The organism is Micromonospora globbae, assembly GCF_003610785.1.
Classification (GTDB): Bacteria; Actinomycetota; Actinomycetes; order Mycobacteriales; family Micromonosporaceae; genus Micromonospora; species Micromonospora globbae.
In genome coordinates this window covers 27,692-48,212 of record NZ_RAQQ01000019.1, presented here as the reverse complement: position 1 = coordinate 48,212, position 20,521 = coordinate 27,692, and the positions used below count along the sequence as shown (strand labels likewise).

11 protein-coding genes are annotated in these 20,521 nt (G+C 75.2%); 2 read left to right on the top strand and 9 right to left on the bottom strand.

All coding sequences use genetic code 11. The annotated features are described in order from the left end of the window. Nucleotides 1-8: 8 nt before the first annotated feature. A complete protein-coding gene (locus D7I43_RS23680; RefSeq protein WP_120330758.1) occupies nucleotides 9-494 on the top strand; it encodes a VOC family protein in 486 nt (161 codons plus the stop codon). An 80-nt stretch (nucleotides 495-574) separates the two neighbouring features. Here the strand turns inward: D7I43_RS23680 and D7I43_RS23675 are convergent, their stop codons facing one another. The 9 genes from D7I43_RS23675 to D7I43_RS23635 are packed head-to-tail and all read right to left on the bottom strand — an operon-like array spanning nucleotide 575 to nucleotide 19,156. After that, entirely contained in the window at nucleotides 575-2,266 is a 1,692-nt protein-coding gene (locus D7I43_RS23675; RefSeq protein WP_120330757.1) for a carbamoyltransferase family protein, read from the bottom strand. A gap of 28 nt (nucleotides 2,267-2,294) precedes the next feature. After that, on the bottom strand, nucleotides 2,295-2,798 hold the full coding sequence (locus D7I43_RS23670; protein ID WP_120330756.1) for a (2Fe-2S)-binding protein: 504 nt from the start codon (nucleotides 2,796-2,798) through the stop codon (nucleotides 2,295-2,297). Next, nucleotides 2,795-3,604 (bottom strand): FAD binding domain-containing protein, encoded by an 810-nt coding sequence (locus tag D7I43_RS23665; RefSeq protein WP_204985267.1) that lies wholly within the window; start codon nucleotides 3,602-3,604, stop codon nucleotides 2,795-2,797. Before D7I43_RS23665 ends, D7I43_RS23670 begins: the two co-directional genes overlap by 4 nt. Nucleotides 3,605-3,615: 11 nt before the next feature. Beyond that, entirely contained in the window at nucleotides 3,616-4,392 is a 777-nt protein-coding gene (locus D7I43_RS23660) for a thioesterase II family protein (protein WP_120330754.1), read from the bottom strand. Then, nucleotides 4,389-5,621 (bottom strand): Gfo/Idh/MocA family oxidoreductase, encoded by a 1,233-nt coding sequence (locus D7I43_RS23655; protein ID WP_240033111.1) that lies wholly within the window; start codon nucleotides 5,619-5,621, stop codon nucleotides 4,389-4,391. The genes D7I43_RS23660 and D7I43_RS23655 overlap by 4 nt, the downstream gene beginning before the upstream one ends. Beyond that, nucleotides 5,618-6,718 carry an NAD(P)H-binding protein gene (locus D7I43_RS23650; RefSeq protein ID WP_158610142.1) on the bottom strand — a complete coding sequence of 367 codons (1,101 nt, stop codon included), beginning with the start codon at nucleotides 6,716-6,718 and terminating at the stop codon, nucleotides 5,618-5,620. The genes D7I43_RS23655 and D7I43_RS23650 overlap by 4 nt, the downstream gene beginning before the upstream one ends. Nucleotide 6,719: 1 nt before the next feature. After that, a complete protein-coding gene (locus D7I43_RS23645; protein ID WP_120330752.1) occupies nucleotides 6,720-11,744 on the bottom strand; it encodes a non-ribosomal peptide synthetase in 5,025 nt (1,674 codons plus the stop codon). Continuing rightward, complete coding sequence (locus D7I43_RS23640; protein ID WP_120330751.1) at nucleotides 11,741-18,175, bottom strand: non-ribosomal peptide synthetase; 6,435 nt, start codon at nucleotides 18,173-18,175, stop codon at nucleotides 11,741-11,743. Before D7I43_RS23640 ends, D7I43_RS23645 begins: the two co-directional genes overlap by 4 nt. A 12-nt stretch (nucleotides 18,176-18,187) precedes the next feature. Next, complete coding sequence (locus D7I43_RS23635; protein ID WP_120330750.1) at nucleotides 18,188-19,156, bottom strand: ferritin-like domain-containing protein; 969 nt, start codon at nucleotides 19,154-19,156, stop codon at nucleotides 18,188-18,190. Nucleotides 19,157-19,234: 78 nt separating this feature from the next. Here D7I43_RS23635 and D7I43_RS23630 point away from each other — a divergent pair, with 78 nt between their 5' ends. Further along, nucleotides 19,235-20,521 carry a condensation domain-containing protein gene (locus D7I43_RS23630; protein ID WP_240033110.1) on the top strand — a complete coding sequence of 429 codons (1,287 nt, stop codon included), beginning with the start codon at nucleotides 19,235-19,237 and terminating at the stop codon, nucleotides 20,519-20,521.

The following is a 20,521-nucleotide window of genomic DNA, read 5'->3' as shown; positions in this document are numbered from 1 at the left end:
GGCCCGGGATGCCGCGCCTGGACGGCCGCAACCACATCAACCTCACCGTCGTCGACCTGGACCGCAGCACCGATTTCTACCGCGCCGTCTTCGAGATGGTGGTGGTCAACGACGTCACCCCGCCCGGGTCCGGGTTCCGGTTCCGCACGCTGCTGCACCCCGCCTCGTTCGCCTCGGTCGTCCTCGGCAGCGTCGAGGACGCGGCGGCACCGCCCGACGGTGGCGCCGAGCGGTTCGACGAGCGGCGGCCGGGACTGCACCACCTGGCCTACCACGTGCCCGAGCGCGGCGACCTGGACGAGTGGGTCGCCCACCTGGACGCGATCGGCGTCCCGCACTCCGGCATCACCACCTCGAAGCACGAGGCGGGATCGCAGATCTGGCTGCGCGACCCGGACAACATCTGGCTGGAGTTCTACTGGGTCAACCGCGACTTCTTCGTCGACCGGCTCCGGCAGGTGTGGCGCCGCGAGCGGCGGGCCGTGCGGACCTGAGCCGCAACGTGCGCGCCTGAACGGCACGCCGGCGATGCGGGCGGCGGGCGTCCCGGACCGGGACGCCCGCCGCCCGCACGTCACGCCGGAAGGTCGTCCTCGCTGCGCGCCACCACCGCGTCGCCGAGCACCAGCAGGTCGATCTCCTTGGCCCGGGTGAAGGTGTCCACGGCGTCGGCGGCCGAGTTGACGATCGGGTCGCCGGCCAGGTTGAACGAGGTGTTCACGACCGCCGGCACCCCGGTGAGCTGCCGGAACTGCTCGATGAGCGCCCAGTAGCCCGGGTTCGTGTCGCGGTGCACGGTCTGCGGGCGGGCCGAGCCGTCCACGTGGGTCACCGCCGGGATCCGCAGCCGCGCGTCCGGGCGCACCGACGCGGCGGCCAGCATGAAGCGCGACGGGTCACCCACCGGGCCCTCGATGAGCTCGTGCACGTGCTCGGCCAGGATGCTGGGCGCCACGGGACGCCACATCTCCCGCCCCTTGATGACGTTGAGCCGCTCCAGGCTGCGCCGGTCGCGCGGGTCGGCGAGCAGGCTGCGGGCGCCGAGCGCGCGCTGCCCGATCTCGCCCCGGCCGCGGGCCCAGCCCACGATGCGGCCGCGGGCGAGCTCACCCGCCACGAACCGGGCCAGCTCGTCGTCGCCGAGGCGGCGGTACGCCATGCCGGCGTCCGCCGCGGCCGCCTCCCCGGCCTCGGTGGTGATTGGCGGACCCCAGTACGCGTGGTCGATCCGGGTGGGCGCGAACGCCCCGCACTCGCGGGCCGAGACCAGCGCGGCGCCGAGCGACACGCCCGCGTCGGTGGGCACCGGCGGGACGTACACCCGGTCGAACAGTCCACTGCGGACGAGGACGCCGACCATCGTGCAGTTCATCGCCACCCCGCCGGCCAACGCCAGCACCGGCGTGTCCACCCGACGGCGCAGCTCGGCGGCCAGGGACAGCACGGCCTGCTCCAGCCCCTGCTGGATGGTGGCGGCGAAGTCCGCGTACGCGATCGGCTCCTCGCCGGTGCGCGGCGCGTACGGGAACAGCGTGCCGAACTCCGGCCGGAGCGACTCGGCCACGGCCGGGTAGTAGGCCATCAGGGGGCCGAGGGTGGCGGCCCGCCGGGTGGGCACCTCCGCGGTGGCCGTGCCGCGGACCAGCTCGTACCCGCCCGGCACGGCCCGCACCGGCGCGCCCGGGCCGGGTCGCCCGTACGCGGCCAGCCCCATCAGTTTCCCGGTGCCCCAGTAGCCCAGCCCCGCCCACTCGGCCGCGGCGTTGTAGTAGAAGCCCAGCGACTGGTCGACCGGCCACTCCCGCAGGATGTCGATCTCCCCGTCCGCGTACCGCCCGATGGAGGTCGACTGGCTCTCGCCGGCGCCGTCGACGACCAGGACGGCCGCCTCGTCGCAGTCGCAGCTGAACGCGGCGCTGGCCGCGTGCGCGACGTGGTGCGGCACCCAGCGGACCGCCGGCATGGTGAGGTCCTCGCGGTCGGGGAAGAGCATCGCCCGCAGCCCCTCCGTGGTGAACCGCCGGTTGCGCCCGAGCGGGATGCTCCGGAAGTCCCACCCGATGGCGACCGTGTCCACCTCCTCCGGGCCGATGCCGGCCATGGCCAGGCAGGCGGCGACGGCCTCCGCGGGAGGTTGACCCACCGCGTGCTTGCGCCGGCTCACCCGTTCCTGCTCGACGAGCGCGCAGAGCGCCCCGTCGCGCAGCAGCGCGGCGCTGGAGTCGTGGAAGCCGATGTTCACCCCGAGTACGTAGCGCGCCGACATGGTCGGCCTCCCTTCCGGTGTCTGCCGGTCATCCGGCCTGCCGGGCCGCGTCGAGGGCGAGCACGGCACGGACGATGTTGTGGTAGCCGGTGCAGCGGCACAGGTTGCCGACGAGCGCCCGCCGGACGTCGTGTTCGGTGAGCGGGCCCGGGTTCTCGTCCAGCAGGCTCACCACCGCGAGCACCATCCCGGGCGTGCAGAAGCCGCACTGCAGCGCGTGGTGCTCGCGGAACGCCTCCTGCACCGGGTGCAGCCGGTCGCCGTCGGCGAGCCCCTCCGCGGTGCGGACGTCGGCGCCGTCGGCCTGCGCGGCGAGCAGGGTGCACGACTTCACCGACCGGCCGTCGAGCAGGACGGTGCACGCCCCGCACGAGGAGGTGTCGCAACCCACCGTGGTGGCGGTCAGCCCCAGTTCCTCGCGCAGCAGGTGCACGAGCAGCGTCCGGGCGGGCACCTGCCGGCTGTCGGCGCGGCCGTTGACGGTGGTGGTGACGGTGACCGCCTCGGTGCCGGGGCGGGCGTCGACGGTCATGGGCGTACCTCCGGGGAGCAGTCGGCCAGGGCCCGGGCCACCAGCACACGGCTGAGGTGCCGCCGGTACGCGGCGGAGGCGCGGACGTCGTCGACCGGGTCGCAGTCCTCATCGGCGCGGGCCGCCGCGGCGGCGGCACCGGCGCCGTCGGCGAGCGCGGCCTCCACGCCGCGGGCCCGGCGGATGGTCGGTCCCATGCCGGCCAGCGCCACCCGGCCGTCGGCGACCGCGACGGCCACCAGCGACCACTCCAGCGCCGGCCGGGCGAATGTCCGGTAGCTCCACCGGGCGGGCCCGGGCAGCGGTACGCGCACCTCGGTGACGAGTTCGTCGGGGCGGCAGAGCGTCGCGCCGGGCCCGACGGCCAGCTCCGCGGCGGGCACCTCCCGCGTCCCGGCGGTGCTCGCCAGCACCACGACGGCGTCCAGCGCGACCAGTGCCAGCGGCAGGTCGGCGGCCGGGTCCGCCTGCGCGAGCGCGCCGCCGACGGTGCCGGCGTGCCGGACCTGCGGGTCGCCCACGGCGGCGGCCGCCGTCGCGAGCATCGGGGCGTACCGGTCGACGAGCGGGTCGGTGAGCAGCCGCTGGTAGCGGGTGAGCGCGCCGACCGCGAGGTGGTCGCCCCGGTGCGCCACGTACGACAGCTCGCCGATCCGGCCGAGGTCCAGCAGCGTGTCGACCCGGTCGCGGCGCAGCTTCAGGGCGGGCAGCAGGGACTGCCCACCGGCCAGCGGCCGGAGCAGGTCCCCGTACGCGCGCCGCAGCTCCAGCGCCTCGGCCAGGTCCGCGGCCCGGTGGTAGCGCACGCTCGCCGGGATCACGGGCCGGCCGCCGACCAGGTGGGCACCGGGCTGCGGTGCGTGGCGCGCAGGATGGTCTCGATCAGCTGGTGACGTCGCGGCAGCAGGTAGAAGTGGCCGCCGGGGAACGTGTGCAGCGTGAATTCGCCCCGGGTGCGGCGGGCCCAGGCGCCGGCCTCGTCCTCGGTGACCTCCGGGTCGTCCGCGCCCACGCACGCCAGCACCGGCACGCGCAGCGGCACCGGTGGCCGGGGGCGCCACGTCTCGGCGATCCGGTAGTCGGCGCGCAGGACCGGCAGGGCGATCGCGCGGACGCCCTCGTGCTGCAGCGCCTCCGGGTCGGTGCCGCCGAGGCGGCCGGTCTCGGCCCAGAGCGTGTCGTCGTCGGCGAGGTGGACGCTGGTCGCGCGCAGCCGGTCGGGCGCCGGGCGGCCGGAGACCACGAGCGCCCGCAGCGTGGAGCCGGGTCCGTCCAGCCGGCGGGCCGCCTCGTACGCGACGGACGCGCCGAGGCTGTGCCCGAACAGGACGACGGGAGCGTCGGCCGGCAGCGCGCGGATCGCGGCGGCGGCGCCCTCGGCGAGGGTGGGCAGGTCGGCGGCGAACGGTTCACCCGTGCGGTCCATCCGGCCCGGGTACTGCACGCCGTACACCTCGACGTCGTCGGGCACCTGGCTGGCCCAGGGCCGGTAGAAGGCCGCGTTGCCGCCGGCGTGCGGGAAGCAGACCAGCCGCAGCGCCGGCCAGCGCAGCGGCCGGGGGCAGCGCAGCCAGGTACGCACGGCGGCGGTCACGGGCGTACCCCGATCGGTGCGGCGTCGGCGCGTGCCGCCGGCGCGGCGTCGACCCGGGGCGTCGGCAGCACCGGCTCGGCGGCGTCTGGCGGCGGGACCGCGCGCTCGGCGGCGTCGGCCAGCTCCGCCACGTCGGACGGCACGAGCATCCGCGGCGGTACGGAGTGGACGAGGTCCGGTGGGCCCAGCCGGGCCGTGATGTCCTGCCAGAGCTGGCACAGCGTCAGGTGGTACTGGCCGTGCCGGGCCGGCTTCTCCCCGGCCAGCGCCGCCCGGTAGAGGTTGCCGAGCGCGTGCCCGACCCCGGCCGGCCACACCTCCCGGAACACCGTGCGGTAGCTTGGCGCCGTCGGGTCGTCCAGCGGCTGCGCGCTCGGCACGTCCAGGTGGTCGGGCTCGGCGGCGTCCCCGTCGGCGAAGTGCGGGCGGCCCACACCCCGGTCCTGCACCTGCTGCGGGAAGTCGGGCCGGGGGCTCCAGACCGTGGGGCCGTGGGTGCTCACCAGGGTCAGGTTGCCGGCCTCGGTGCCGATGGTGACCCGGTGCAGCAGGTGCGCGTAGTTGTCGGGGTCGGCCGGGTCCATCTGGTTCTGCACCCGCAGGGTCAGCGGCACGCCGGCGAGCACGCCGTCGAGGCTGCGGAACGGCACGTCCACCCGGGACAGCCGGCGTACCTGCTCGGGCAGCTCGACCGGCGGGGCCAGTCCCCACGGGCGGACGCCGCCCAGGGCCTGGCCGAGGATGTCCAGCAGCGCGTACGCGACCTGGAAGCCGCAGGCCGCGTCGACGTACCGGGCCGGCTGCCGGGCCAGCAGCGCCCGCGCCGCGGCGAGGAACCGGCGCACCGGCGCCGTGTGCACGTAGAACGAGTTGAGGTGGTACACCACGCCCGCCCGGTTCGCGGTGCGCAGGCACTCCACCAGCTCGTCGTGGTGCAGGGGATGCTCCTGGAGCACGTGCATCCCGCGTTCCATCAGCGCCCGGGCCACCTCGCCGCCCGGCCCGCCCAGCAGGCCGCCGCGGATCACCACGCAGGCCAGCCGAACGTCGTCGGGCACCTGCGTCACGTCGGTCCACAACGGCACCCCGTAGTGCCGGGCGCACGCCACCGACCGTTCGCTGCCGGCGGCGAGGATCCCCGCCAGCTCGAACGGGAAGTCGGGCTGGCGGAACGCCTGCAGGTACACCTGGCCGAACTTGGTACCGGCGACCAGCACCCTCGGTCTCACGCCACCCCCTCCTCGATCAGTTCGTGTGCGCCCAGCGGGCCGTCGCCGACGTGCAGCGACGTCACCGCCGGGCTGGCGCGCAGCATCTCCACGGCCCAGCCCGGGTCCACCGCCTCGGCGAGGTGGTGCACCCCGGCCGGCACGTCCCCGGCCGCGACCGCCAGCGCGCCGAGGGCCGCCGCCGCGCCGGTGAGCGCGTTCGCGCCGGTGCCCCGGCAGGCCAGGACCCGGCTGCCCGCCACGCCCGCCACCTCCACGAGCAGGAGCTGGTAGCGGGGGCGGCCGAACGCGTCCAGCTCCGCGGCGCGGCACAGCCGCGCGGCCGCCGCCGCGAGGTCCGCGCCCGTGCGGGCCTGCTGCGCGCCCGCGCCGAGCGCCGCCGGCAGCCGGTCACCGGCGAACGCCGAGTACCAGTCGACGTCGGCGAGGCCGAGCCGCCGGGCCAGCCGCTCGGTCTCGGTGCTCAGATACGGCTGCAGCAGGACCGGCTCGTCGAAGAACGGCACCGGCACGCCCGTGCGGGCGGCCAGGGCGCGGCTGCGGCGGGCGCCGTCCCGCCACGCGGCCAGCGGTTCGCCGTACCCGGCGTCGCCGGAGGCGAGGAAGTCCAGGGCGGCGCCCGGCGTGAACGTGTCCCGGCCGCCGACGTAGCCGGTCATCCGGCGGGCTCCCGGCACCTGCCCGGCCAGGTACGCGGGCAGCAGCCCGGACAGGCCCGGCATCATGCCGGCGGATAGCACCGCGACCCGGTCGGCGGCGCCCGGCAGCGCGGCGACGGCCGCGTGCAGCACGTCGTCGCCGGCCGCGTCGACGTAGCCGGCGCCGGCCCGCATCGCGGCGCGGGCCACCTTGTCGCCGATCGTGGCGGCGGGCCCGGCGCAGTTGACCACCGTGTGGCAGCCGGCGCAGAAGGCGTCGAGGCTCGCGGCGTCGGTGACGTCGACGGCGTGGACCTGCACCCGGGGATCGTCGGCGGGCAGCCGCGCCGGGTTCCGGCCGCCGGCCCGTACGGTGTCGACGCTCCAGGCGAGCAGGTGCGCCAGCGCGTGCCGGCCCACACCGCCGCCGGCGCCCACGAGGGCGATCGTCCCGGACACGTCAGCCCTCCCCGGCGATCGGTCCCGCCCAGCAGGCGGGGTCGTCCGGCACCCGGTGCACGGCCAGGTCACCGAGGCACACGTCGCGCCACCAGTCCACCGCCGCGCCGTCCGGCTCGCCGGGGCAGAGCAACGTGACGTCACCGGCGTACGGGGAGCTGCCGTAGCCGTCACCGGGAACCGGGTCGACGACGGCCAGGCCGGCGAGATCCACCCCGGACTCGGTGAGCTGGCGTGCCAGTTCGAGCGCCAGCACCCCGGCCTCGCCCCGGCCCACGAGCGTCAACGGCCCGGCGGACAGGTGCCCGGCCAGCGCGGCGGCGCTGTCGGCGGCGAGGCGCTGCACCAGCGGCGCCGGGTCCAGGCCGGCGTACCGGTGCAGTCCGCCGTCCACGACGCCCCAGACGGGGCCCGACGCGGCCAGGCGCTCGGGCAGTCCGGCGTACCCGTCGAGCCGGCCGCTGCCGTCGTGCACCAGGACGTACCGGGGTGGGCCGTCCCCGGCCAGCGCCACGGCCTCGGCGGTCTCGGCCTCGGACGGCTCCTCGTCGTCGCGGCCGGTGGCGACGGCGCCCAGGTACTCGGCGAGCGCGGCCACCGTGGGGTGTTCCAGGATCCGGCGCAGCAGCTCGTCGAAGAAGACACCGGCGGCGGCCGGCACCCGCTCGGCGAGTTGGCCGGCGAGCTTCGCGGCGAGCAGCGAGTCGCCGCCCAGCCCGAAGAAGTCCGCGTCCCGGCCCACCCGTTCGACCCGCAGCACGTCCGCCCAGACGGCCGCGATCTCCTCCTCCAGGCCGGAGTGCGGTGCGGCCGCCGCCTCCTCCGGCCCGGCCGTCGTGGTCGTCACGAGGCGGCGCACCGCCGCGCGGTCGAGCTTGCCGTTGGCCGTGCGGGGCAGCTCGTCCACCACGTGCAGCACGCCGGGGATCATGTAGTCGGGCAGCCGGTCGGCCAGGTGCGCCCGCAGCTCGTCCGGTACGACGCGCCGCCGGTCCGCCTTGACCTGCGCCGCGATGATCCGCATCCCGAGACCGGCCATCGGGTCGCCGGCCGCCGGCAGGTCGAGCACGGGCGACGCGCCGGCGTCGGTGAGCAGGGTCCGCCACTCGTCGCCGTGCAGGAACGTGCGGTCGGTGCCCCGCCGCAGGTCGGCGAAGTCACCGAGGTCGTCGTCGAGCCGGACGAGCAGTTCCAGCGACGTCATGATCTGGTAGTGCTCCCGGGTCATCTCCAGCAGCACGAGGTGCCCGCCGGGCGCGAGCAGTCCGCGCAGCCGCCGCAGGGTGGCCGGCACGTCGCGGGTGGCGTGCAGGACGTCCCCGGCGACCACGATGTCGGCGCTGTTCGGCGCGATCCCCTGGCCGGCCAGGTCGGCGTCGAGGTCGAGCACCGCGAAGCGCATCCCGGGCCGGTCCCCGAAGCGCTGCCGTCCGGCGCCGAGGAAGAACGCCGACAGGTCGGTGTAGAGGTAGTCGACGTCGAGGCCGTCCAGCGCGTCGAGGACCGCCTTCGTGGTGCCGCCGGACCCGGCGCCGACCTCGACGATCCGCACCGGACCGGGGAGCCGCTCCGCGAGGGCGCGGACCGTCGCGCCCGCCACCGCGTTGGCCCACCGGTTGAACAGCGCGTCGGCGTACAGGTTGTCCGACACCGCCAGCTCGCCGCCGGGGAAGAGCAGCGCGAGCGGGTCCTCGTCGCCGCGCAGCAGCGCCGGCAGCGCGGCGGCGCTGCTCTGGAAGTACCGCACCAGCTCGGCGGACTCACCGACCGACGCGGCCCGTTCGGCCGCGGCGTCCCAGGCCCGGGCGGACAGGGGCGGCGCGTCCGCCAGCCGGTAGCCGTCGTCGTGGCGCAGCACACCGGCCTCGGTGAGCGCCCGCATCCAGCGGCGCAGCAGCCGCCGGTGCCGCGGCGCCACCCGGGTCGCCCGGTACACCTCGTCGAGGGTGTGCGGGCGGTCGTCGAGGAAGAGGCCACCGGCGCGCAGGGTGTCCAGCATGGCGGCCAGGCCCAGCCGGTCGAGGTCGTGCAGGTACGCCGCGTACGCCTCCAGGTCGACGCCCGCGACCACGCCGGCGCCGGCCGCGACGGGCGCCGCCGGGTCGACCGGCCGCCCCGGGCCGGGCTCGACGGCGGCCGGCTGGACGACGGCGGCCAGCCGCCGCTCCAGTGGACGGTCGCCGTCGACCACGGCGATGGCGCCGCCCACCGCCGGATGCGCCAGCAGCGCCGACTCGATCTCGGCCAGCTCGATGCGGTGGCCGCGGATCTTGACCTGGAAGTCCTCCCGGCCGAGGAACTCGATGACGCCGTCGGGCCGGTACCGGCCGAGGTCGCCGGTGCGGTACAGCCGCTCCCCCGTCTCGGGGTGGGTGATGAACCGCTCGGCGGTGCGCGTCTCGTCGCCGAGGTACCCGCGCGCCAGCCCCGCGCCGCCGATGTACAGCTCACCGGTGACCCAGTCCGGTCGGGGGCGCAGCCCGGCGTCGAGCACGTGCCAGCTCTGGTTGGCCAGCGGCACCCCGTACGGGATGCTGCGCCAGGACGGGTCGACCGCGCCGACCGGGTGGATGATCGACCAGATGGCGGCCTCGGTCGCGCCGCCCAGGCTGACCACGGCCAGGCCGGGGACCAGGTCGCGGATCTGGTCGGGCAGGGTGACGGGGATCCAGTCGCCGCTGAGCAGGGCCAGCCGCAGCGACGGGATCCGCACCATGGGCGCGGCGGCGAGGTAGTCGGCGAGCATCTGCAGCTGCGCCGGCACCGAGTTCCAGAGGGTGACCTCGTGGTCGGCGACCAGTTCCGCCCAGTGCGTGGGGTCGCCCCGCCGCTCGGGCGCGGGCAGCACCAGCGCGGCGCCGCGGGCGGGCGGCCCGAACAGGTCGTAGACGCTCAGGTCGAAGCCGAGGCTGGCCAGGCCGAGGACGCGGTCGTCGGGGCCCACGTCGAACCGGGCGTTGATGTCGGCCACCGTGTTCAGCGCCGCCCGGTGGGTGATCATCACCCCCTTCGGGGTGCCGGTCGACCCGGAGGTGTGGATCACGTAGGCCAGGTCGTCGGGGCCGACCGCCCGCTGCGGCAGTGCCGTCGGCGCCGGCCCGTCGCAGTCGTCCACGGCGATCGGCCGCACCCCGGTCGGCCAGTCACCGTCGGCGCGGGCGGCCTCGGTGAGGACGTGCCGGATCCCCGCGCCGCTGAGGATCAGGTCGCGGCGGGCCGGGGGCTGGTTGGTGTCGACCGGCACGTACGCGGCGCCGGCCAGCAACGCCCCGAACACCCCGACCACCTGCCGCCACCCCTTGTCGGCGACCACGGCCACCAGGTCGCCGGGACGGCAGCCGGCGTCGGCGAGCCGGGCGGCGACCGCCGCGGCGCGGCCGGTGAGCTGCCGGTACGTGAGCGTGGCGTCCGGTGCCACCAGGGCGACCCGGTCCGGCGTCCGCAGCGCCTGCGCGAACACCCCCTCGTGCAGCAGACCGTCGGGCAGCGGGGCGGCGGTGGCGTTGACCTCGGCGCGCCGCCGGGCGCTCGCCTCGGGCAGCGCGACGGGGCTCAGTTCCTCCCACGCGTCGTCGGTGAGCGCGAGCCGGCGCAGCAGCGCGGCGTACGCGGCGAACATCTGCTCGACCACGCCGTCGGGGAATACCCCCTCCCGGACGTCCCAGTTGGTGGCGAGCCCGCCGGAGCGCTCGATGTTCTGGCAGTCGATCCAGACCTGCGGGGTCTGGCTGATCCCGTACCCCAGCTCACCGAAGCCCTCCACCCCGGTGTCGCCACCGAGCCCGATGGCGCTGGTGAAGACGACCGGCATGAGCGCGGCGTCGCCGCCCCGGCGGCGGGCCAGTTCCCGGACCACGTCCACACCGGAGAACCGGCGGTGGTCGAGGTCGGTCCAGAGCTGCGCCTGGATGCGCTTCGCGCGCTCCTGCACCGGCGCGTCCGGGTCCTGCTCGACGGCGAGGAGGCTCACCGAGGTGAAGTCGCCGACGATGCGGTCCACCTGCGGGTGGGTCGGGGTCCGGTTGAGCAGGGTGACGTCGATGGTGAACCGAGGATGGGCGCTCCACGCCGCGATCACCTCCGCGTACGCGGCGAGCACGGCGCCGGAGGGGCTGACCCCGTGCCGGCCGGCCCGCTGCTTCAGCCCCGCCCACTCGGCCGCGTCCAGGCGCAGGTCGAGGCGGCGGAACCGGGGCGGTGCGGCGGTCGCGTCGCCGCGCAGCGGCAGCTCCGGAGCGGGCGGCAGGTCGTCGAGGCGGGCCAGCCACCAGTCCCGGTCCGCCTCGTAGCGGGGGCCGGAGCGCAGCGGCTCGGTGGCCAGCAGGTGGTCGCGGAACGTCAGTTCCAGCGCGTCGGTGGGCGGATCGCCGGCGTACCGGCGGCCCAGCTCGTCGAGCAGGATGTTGATGCTCACGAAGTCGCAGATCAGGAAGTCGATGGAGAAGTGCAGCACGCACCGGTCCGGGCCGCGGGTGACCCGCAGCGCGAACAGGGGCCACTGCTGCGGGTCGTAGCGGTGGTGGTCCAGCTCGGCGCGGGTGGCGGCGACCGCGTCGGCGAAGCCGGCCGCGTCGACGTCGCGCACCGCGATCCGGTACGGCGGCACCTCGGGGCGGACCTGCTGGGAGCCGTCCCGGTTGACGACGGCCCGCAGCATGTCGTGCCGGGCCACCACCTCGTGCCAGGCGGACTCCAGCCGGTCGACGTCCAGTTCGGGGAAGGTCAGCTCGCCGTAGCCGTGGCAGCCGACCCCGCCGTACGCGTAGCTGTCGCCCCGCCCGAGCAGGTAGGCGCTCTGCACGTCGGTGAGCGGGAACGGCTCGTACCGCTGGTCGGGGTGCGGGACGGCGGTGGGGACGGCGGCGTCGCGCACGACGGCCAGCACCTGCTCCCGGTGCTGGCGCAGGGCGGCGCGCCGCTGCTCGGTCAGCACCCCGGTCGGGGCCCGGAAGCGCAGCTGGCCGTCCTCCTCCCAGAGTTGGACACCGAGCTGCGCCAGTTCGGCGACCAGGTCCTGCCCGTTCATATCGTCCCTTCCTCGTACGCGCCGGCGGCGTGCCGCACGGCGGCGGCCAGGTCCGCGATCGTGGGTCGGTCCAGCAGGCCGCGCATCGGCAGGTCCACGCCGTACCGCTCGCGCAGCGCGGCGAGCAGCCGGGTGGCGAGCAGGCTGTCCCCGCCGAGGGCGAAGAAGTTCCGGGTCCGCCCGGGTACGGGGCAGTCCAGCAGCTCGGCCCAGAGCGCACCCAGCTCGGCCTCCAGCCCCGGCTGGGGCGGCTCGTCGGTCGGCGCGTCGTCACCGGCGGCGAGCCGAGCGGCCACGGCGTTCCGGTCGACCTTGCCGTTGGGGCTGAGCGGGAGCTGGTCGAGCACGGCGATGTGTTCGGGGACCATGTAGGACGGCAGCCGGCCGGCGACGAACGCGGTCACCGCCTCCGGGTCGCATCCGGCGCCGGGCTCGGCGACGATCGCGGCGGCCAGCCGGCGGGTCGCGCCGCCGACGGCGACGGCCACGGCCTCCTTGACGCCGGGGCAGTCGGTGAGGGCGGCCTCGACCTCGCCGAGTTCGATGCGGTGCCCGCGGATCTTGACCTGGAAGTCGGCCCGGCCGAGGAACTCCAGCGTCCCGTCCGGCCAGTACCGGCCGAGATCCCCGGTGCGGTACCAGCGCAGCCCGTCGTGTTCCACGAACCGCTGCGCCGTACGCTCGGCGTCACCCCGGTAGCCCGCCGCGACCCCGGCCCCGCCGATCCACAGCTCACCGACCACCCAGTCCGGGCAGTCCCGACCCCGACCGTCCACCACCCGATAACGCTGGTTGGGCAGCGGGAACCCGTACGGGATCGACCGCCAGTGCGCCGGCACCTCCCCCACCTCGAAGGCGTTCGACCAGACGGCCGCCTCGGTGGCGCCGCCGAGGGCGATCAGCCGGGCGTCGGGCCGCAGCGCGACCAGCCGGTCCCGCAGGTCCAGCCCCACCCAGTCCCCGGAGACCAGGGCGAGTCGCAGGTCGCCCAGTGGGTCCTCGCCGGCCGCGGTGAGCAGCATGTCCAGCAGCGCCGGCACGGTGTTCCAGACGGTGACGCCGTGCCCATTGACCAGGCGCAGCCACGCGCGCGCGTCGCGGCGCTGGTCCTCGCCGACGAGCACGAGGGCGCCACCGGCGCCGAGAAGCCCGAAGATGTCGAACACCGACAGGTCGAAGTCCAGCGCCGACACGGCCAGCACCCGGTCGTCCGGCCCCACGTCGAAGCGTTCGCAGACCGCCGCCAGCGTGTTCACCGCCGCCGCGTGGGAGACCTCCACGCCCTTCGGCTCGCCCGTGGAGCCGGAGGTGAAGATGACGTACGCGAGTGCCGCGGGGTCCACCGGCACGGGCGCGTCGAGAGGAGCCCCACCGTCGCCCTCCGGGGAGACGCCACCCGCGCCGACGATGGTCCGGACACCGGCCCGGGTCAGGATGCGGTCCCGGCGGACGGCGGGCTGGTCGACGCCCACCGGCACGTACACCCCACCGGCGGCCAGCACTCCCAGCACCGCGACGACCTGGTCCACCCCCTTGGGCAGACACACCCCCACCGCGTCACCGGCACACACCCCGGCCCGCGTCAACGCCCCCGCCAACGCCAGCACCCGACCGGCGAGGTCGCCGTAGGACACCGACACCCCGTCACCCAGCAACGCCACCCGACCCGGCTCCGCGGCCGCCCACCGGAAGAACCCCTCGTGCAGCAACCCCACCGGCAACACCCGGGCCGTGTCGTTCACCCGCGCCCGCACGCCCCGCTGGGCGGTGGGCAGCGCGACCGGCACGGCGCCGGACCAGTCGGCGGTGGCGAGCCAGGTCAGCAGGTCGACGTACGCGTCGAACATGGCCTCCACGACGCCGGGCGGGAACAGTTCGGCGACCACGTCCCAGTTGACGCTGAGCCCGCCGCCGCGCTCCATCACCTGGTTGTCGAGCCACACCTGCGGGGTCTGGGAGGCGCCCCAGATCTGCTCGCCGAACGGCAGGGACATGTTGACCAGCTCGTCGCTGATCCCCAGGGCGCTGGTGAAGACCACCGGCATGGTGGCCGCGGGGGCGCCGGTGCGGCGGGCGAGTTCCCGCAGCACCCAGATGGCGGAGACGGCGTTGTGCTCCATGCCGTCCCACATCCGCTCCTGGAAGCGGCGCACCAGGGCCAGGAAGCTGTCGTCGGCGCCGGGCCGGTGCGGGACGAGCAGCAGGGAGGTGAAGTCGCCGAGCACGCGGTCGATGTCGGGATGGACCTCGCGCCGGTCGAAGAGGGTCAGGTTGAGGGTGAGGTCGGGTCGGCCGCTCCAGGCGGAGAGCACCTCGGCGTACGCGGTGGCCAGCACGGCGGCCGGACTCACCCCGTGGGCCCGGGCCGTGTCGACCAGGGCGCTCCACTGCGCGGGCGTGAGCCGGGCCTCGTGCCGGACGAAGCGGGGGGCACGGACGCGCTCCGGGTCGACGGCGAGCGGCAGTTGCGGCGCGGGCGGGAGGTCGGCGAGCTGCGCCGACCAGTACCGCCGGTCGGCGTCCACGGTGGCCTCGTCCGGGTGCGCGGTGAGCACGTAGTCGCGGAACGACACGTCGACGGGGCGCAGCGGCGTGTCCAGGTCGACGTAGAGGGCGGACAGCTCGGCGAAGACGGTCACGATGCTCAGCGCGTCGAGCACGATGTAGTCGAAGCTGAACGCCAGCCGTACCCGGCGGTCGCCGTAGCGGACCGCCTCGATGGCCACGAGGGGCCAGCGCGTCGGGTCGGCGATCCGGTGCGACAGCCGCTCCCGCAGCGCGGTGAGGGCGGCCTCGCCCTCGGTGACCGGGATGGTCACCTCGGGCACCTCGGGTTGGATGCGCTGCCGCCCGTCGGCGTCGAAGACCGCGCGGAGCATCTCGTGCCGGCGGACCAGGCGGTTCCACGCCTCGGTGAGCCGGTCGAGGTCCACGTCCTGCCCGTCGAACTCCCAGTACCAGTGCGAGCCGACCTCGCCGAGGGCGAAGTCGCCGGTCCGGCCGATCCAGTACGCCCGCTGCACGTCGGTGGGCGGGAACGGCTCGTACCGGTGCTCCGGGTCGGCGACGAACCCGGTGGCCGACCGGACGGTGGGGTCGAGGCGGACGCCGGCGGCGAACCCGGCGAGCGTGGGCTCGGCGAACAGTCGGCGCAGCTGGCCGCCGGCCAGCCCGGCGGCGCGCATCCGGCCGAGCAGCCGGGTGGCGAGCAGGCTGTCCCCGCCGAGGGTGAAGAAGTTGTCGCCGCGCCCGACCTGCGCGACGCCGAGCAGTTCCGCCCAGAGCGCGGCGAGGGCCGTCTCGACGGGGCCGACGGGCGGCTGCACCGTCTCGGGCCGGTCGGCGCGGTCGGCGAGCCGCTCGGTGAGCGTCCGCCGGTCGATCTTGCCGTTGGGGCTGAGCGGGAGCTGGTCGAGCACGGCGATGTGTTCGGGGACCATGTAGGACGGCAGCCGGCCGGCGACGAACGCGCCCACCGCCTCGGGGTCGCAGGTCGTGTCCGGTTCCGGGACGACGGCGGCGGCGAGCCGGCGGGTCGCGCCGCCGACGGCGACGGCCACGGCCTCCTTGACGCCGGGGCAGTCGGTGAGGGCGGCCTCGACCTCGCCGAGTTCGATGCGGTGCCCGCGGATCTTGACCTGGAAGTCGGCCCGGCCGAGGAACTCCAGCGTCCCGTCCGGCCAGTACCGGCCGAGATCCCCGGTGCGGTACCAGCGCGACCCGTCGTGTTGCACGAACCGCTGCGCGGTACGCTCGGCGTCACCCCGGTAGCCGGCCGCGACCCCGGCCCCGCCGATCCACAGCTCACCGACCACCCAGTCCGGGCAGTCCCGACCCCGACCGTCCACCACCCGGCAGCGCTGGTTGGGCAGCGGGAACCCGTACGGGATCGACCGCCAGTGCGCCGGCACCTCCCCCACCTCGAAGGCGGTGGAGTGGATGGCCGTCTCGGTCGTCCCGCCGAGGGCGATCAGCCGGGCGTCGGGCCGCAGCGCGACCAGCCGGTCCCGCAAATCCAGCCCCACCCAGTCGCCCCCGAGCAGGGCCAGCCGCAGGTGGTCGAGCCGCTGCTCGGCCTCGCCGGCGGTGAGCAGCATGTCCAGCAGCGCGGGCACGGACTGCCAGACGGTGACGCGGTGCTGCCGGACGAGACGCACCCAGGCGGCGGCGTCGCGGCGCTGGTCCTCGCCGACGAGCACGAGAGCGCCGCCGGCGCCGAGCAGCCCGAAGATGTCGAACACCGACAGGTCGAAGTCCAGCGCCGACACGGCCAGCACCCGGTCGTCCGGCCCGATGGTGAAGCGCTCGCGGATGGCGGTGATGGTGTTGAGGGCGGCCGCGTGCGGCACCTCCACGCCCTTGGGTTCGCCCGTGGAGCCGGAGGTGAAGATGACGTACGCCACGTCGCCCGGGTCGCGTACGACGGCGTGTTCGAGGGCGGGTCCGCCGTCGCCGCCGGGGGCGAGCCCGCCGGCCCCGACGACGACCTTCGCGCCGGCGCGGTCCCAGATCCGGTCGCGGCGGGCGGCGGGTTGGTCGACGCCCACCGGCACGTACACCCCACCGGCGGCGAGCACTCCCAGCACCGCGACGACCTGGTCCACCCCCTTGGGCAGACACACCCCCACCGCGTCACCGGCACACACCCCGGCCCGCGTCAACGCCCCCGCCAACGCCAGCACCCGACCGGCGAGGTCGCCGTAGGACACCGACACCCCGTCACCCAGCAACGCCACCCGACCCGGCTCCGCGGCCGCCCACCGGAAGAACCCCTCGTGCAGCAACCCCACCGGCAACACCCGCGCCGTGTCGTTCACCCGCGCCCGCACCGCCCGCTGGGCGGTGGGCAGCAGGTCCGGCGGCGCGGTCCAGTCGCCGTCGACGAGGTGGGTGAGCAGCCGGACGTACGCGCCGAACATCGCCTCGGACACGCCGGGCGGGAACAGTTCGGCCACCAGGTCCCAGTTCAGGTAGAGGCCGCCCTCGCGCTCGGTGACCTGGTTGTCCAGCCACACCTGCGGGGTCTGCGAGCTGGTCCACACCGGGTCGCCGAAGCACTCCCGGACGTCGGTGTTGAACAGTTCGCCGAGGCTGAGCGCGCTCGTGAAGACGACGGGCGCGAGCACGCCCCGGTCGGACCGGGCGCGGGCGAGGTCCCGCAGCACCTCCACCCCGGAGTACGCGCTGTGTGCCACGTCCCGCGCGAACTGCTCCTGCAACCGCCGGGCCCGCGCGACGAACGGGATGTCGTCGATGGCGTCGACCTCGAGCAGCAGCAGGTTGGTGAAGTCGCCGCTGAGCAGCGGCACGTCCGGGTGGTACGGCGTGCGGTCGTACAGCGGCAGGTTGAGCAGGAAGCGGTGCCGGCTGCTCCAGGCGGCCAGGACCTCGGCGAAGGCCGTGAGGAAGACCATCGACAGGGTGATGCCGTGCTCGCGGGCGCGGGCGGCGAGTCGGTCCCGGTCGGTCCCGGAGAGCCAGTGGTGGTGGCGGACCACCCGGTGCCCGGAGATCCGCTCCGGCGCCACGGCGACGGGCAGTTCCGGGCCGCCGGGCAGCTCGGGCACCCGCTGCCGCCAGTACGCGGCGGCGGCCTCACGGCTGTCGGCGCGGCGGCGTTCGTGGGTGGCGAGGTAGCGCGGGTAGCTGTAGCCGATGGGCGGCAGTGGTTCGTCGGGCCGGCGGTAGAGGTGGGCCAGGTCGGCGAGGAGCACCCGGAAGCTGTGGGCGTCGGCGACCAGCATCTCGATCTCCACGTGCATGCGGGTCGCGCCGTCGGGCAGCAGGGAGAGCTGGATGTCGAAGACCTCGCCGCGGTCCACGCGCAGGCTGCGGTGCGACAGGGTGTCGCGCAGGTCGGTGAGCCGCCGTTCCCGGTCGGCCTCCGGCAGGTCGCGCAGGTCGTGCACGGTGAGACCGGGCCACGCGCCGTCGGGGGTGATCTGCTGGCGGCCGTCGTCGAGGAAGCGGGCCCGGAGCATGTCGTGCCGGCGGATCAGCGCCCGCACGGCCCGTTCCAGCCGCGACGGGTCCACGTGCCGCCCGTCGAACTCGTTGTAGAAGTGCGCGCCGACGCCACCGAGGGCCTGGTCGGCGGCGCGTCCGACCCAGTACGCGTGCTGCATCGTCGCCAGGGGGAACGGCGCGTCCGGATCGACCTCGACGTCGTCCTCGACCGGCTCGCCGCCGCCGGTCGCGTCGGCGGCGCCCGGGCCGACGAGCCCGTGCCACTGCCGGACGGTGCGGTGCTCGATGAGCTGCGCGAAGGTGAGGTCCGCGCCGGCGGCGGCCCACGCGGCGGCGAGCCGCATGAGGCCGATCGAGTCGAGTCCGCGTTCGAGCAGGTCGTCGTCGGGTGACACCGGCTCCTCGAGCAGCGCCGCGACGTCGGCGCACATGCCCTCGATGGTCAGGGTGGTCGGCACTGGCATCGCTACTCCAGGTCAGGCGCGGGGGACGCGGATCGAGCGGTCGGCGAACCCGATGAGGTCCAGTCGCTCCAGACCCTCGCGGACCCGGGGTGTGAGCAGGCCGATGTTGGCGAGGGCGGTCACCACCCGGGCGAAGATGGCCTGCCGGTACTTGATCATCAGTTCGTTGTGGGACGCGAAGTCGACGCCCTCGGTGCGGTCGACCTCGATGCGCTCCCACACGTCCTCGAGGAGGAAGCGGCGCCGCATGAGGCTCGCCGCGTCGAGCACCATCTCCTCCCGGTCGGCCAGCTCGGCCCGGGTCATCTCGCGGTAGATGCCCTCCAGCGACAGGACGCCGAAGGAGACGTGCCGGGCCTCGTCGCGGGCCACGAGACGGGTGATGTCGCAGATGAGACGGTCGTGGAAGGTGCTGTTGGCCAGCCGGAACGCGGCCATGGCCAGCGCCTCGACCACGATCTGCATGCCCAGCGCCGTGATGTCCCACCGGGTGTCGGTGAGCAGGTCCTCCAGCAGCTCGGCCAGGGCGGGGTTGATCGGGTAGGGCTCGGGAACCTTCTCGCGCAGGTAGCGGGAGAACGCCTCGACGTGACGGGCCTCGTCGGCGGCCTGGCTGGCCGCGTAGTACTTGCTGTCGAGGTCCGGCACGACCTCGACCAGCCGCGCGGCGACCACCAGGGCGCCCTGCTCGCCGTGCAGGAACTGGCTCACCATCCAGGACTGCAGTTCCCACCGGAACGTGTCCCACATCCGCCGGCCGCGCCGGGCCAGCGGTGAGGCGTCGAACGACGCCATGGCGAACGCCGAGTCGTCGGGCAGCGGCTCGCCGAACGGCACCTCGATCGACCAGTCGACGTCGGTGCTGGCGTTCCACTGTGCGCTCTTGGCCCGCTCGTAGAGCGAGAGAACGCGGGGCATCTCGGAGTCGTACCGCCACGTCAGTCGGGCCGGCACGGGCGTGGTCACCGACAGTCCAGACATGCGCCCAAGGTACCGACAGTGGACACAAGATGCCAGACCCTTGATGACAGATACGATGAACGGCGGTACGGTCTCACCGTGGCGCCCCGATCCCTCCCGGCCTCCGTGGGGCAACGGCTGCTCGGCATCATCGACCACTACCGCGCCGACCACGGTGCGCTGAACTGTCCCCTGCTCTGCCGGGTCACCGGCGACGTCGACCTGACGGCCCTGGAGGCGGCGCTGACCGGGCTCACGGCCCGGCACGAGGCGCTGCGGACCACGTTCGCGGGGCGGGGCCCCCGGTTGTCCCAGCTCGTGCACGACCCGCGGCCCGTCGCGCTGCGCGTGGTCGACCTGCGGGGCGAGCCGGATCCGCACGCCGCGGCCGACGCCGCCGTCACCGCCGAACTGGCCACCCGCGTCGACGTGGCGCAGTGGCCGACCCGGGCCACCGCGTGGCGGGTGACCGACCACGAGGTGGTCCTGTGCTTCACCATGCACCACCTCGTCACCGACGCCTGGTCCTGCGGGCTGCTGTTCGAGGAGCTGCGCGCGCTCTACGCCCGGCAGCGCGGCCTGCCCGCCGAACTGCCCCCGGTGCGGTGGCAGTACGGCCAGTTCGTGACCTGGCAGGAGCAGCGACTGGCCGGTGACGACCTGGAGCGGCAACGCGAGTTCTGGCGTACCCAGTTGACCGGGCTGCGGCTGCCCCGCCTGCCGTACCGCGAGCCGCCACCGGGCGCGACCCCCGGCGTGCTGGGCGGTGACCTCGACGCGGAGGTGGCCGGCGCCATGCGGGAGCTGGCGCGGCGGCACCGGATGACCCTGTTCACCGTGGCGCTGGCCGTCTACTACGCCGTCCTGCACCGGGTCACCGGGCAGGGCGACCTCGCCGTCGCCTCGCTGTTCGCCAACCGAACCCGACCCGAGATCCAGCGCACGGTCGGCTTCTGCGCCAACATGGTGGTGCTGCGCACCCGCCTGCCACCGTTCGCCACGTTCGAGAGCCTGCTGCGGGCCACGCACGCGACCACGGCCGCCGCGTTCGCCAACCAGGAGCAGCCCTACCAGGCGGTGCCGACGGGCAGCGCCAACCTGGGCGGCCGGGTCGACGACGTGGTGTTCCAGATGATGGCCGAGCTGGCGCACCGGGTACACGTGGGCGGGACCGAGTTCGAACTGCTCGTGCCGGAGGCCATCGGCAGCCGGTTCGGCACCGAACTGGCCGTCGCGCCGCGCGGGCACGGGCTGCGGGTCCTGCTGTTTCACACCCCGCGGCTGGCGCCCGCCGACGCCGAACGGCTGCTCGACGGGTACCTCACCGTCGCCCGGGCCGCCGTGGCCGAGCCCGGGGCGCCGCTGTCGGCCCTGCTGCGCCGCTGA

Excerpts from the sequence above, each read along its gene's own strand:
- D7I43_RS23680 (WP_120330758.1), top strand. The coding sequence starts at position 9 with ATGCCGCGCCTGGACGGCCGCAACCACATCAACCTCACCGTCGTCGAC.
- D7I43_RS23675 (WP_120330757.1), bottom strand. The coding sequence starts at position 2,266 with ATGTCGGCGCGCTACGTACTCGGGGTGAACATCGGCTTCCACGACTCC.
- D7I43_RS23670 (WP_120330756.1), bottom strand. The coding sequence starts at position 2,798 with ATGACCGTCGACGCCCGCCCCGGCACCGAGGCGGTCACCGTCACCACC.
- D7I43_RS23645 (WP_120330752.1), bottom strand. The coding sequence starts at position 11,744 with ATGAACGGGCAGGACCTGGTCGCCGAACTGGCGCAGCTCGGTGTCCAA.
- D7I43_RS23640 (WP_120330751.1), bottom strand. The coding sequence starts at position 18,175 with ATGCCAGTGCCGACCACCCTGACCATCGAGGGCATGTGCGCCGACGTC.
- D7I43_RS23635 (WP_120330750.1), bottom strand. The coding sequence starts at position 19,156 with ATGTCTGGACTGTCGGTGACCACGCCCGTGCCGGCCCGACTGACGTGG.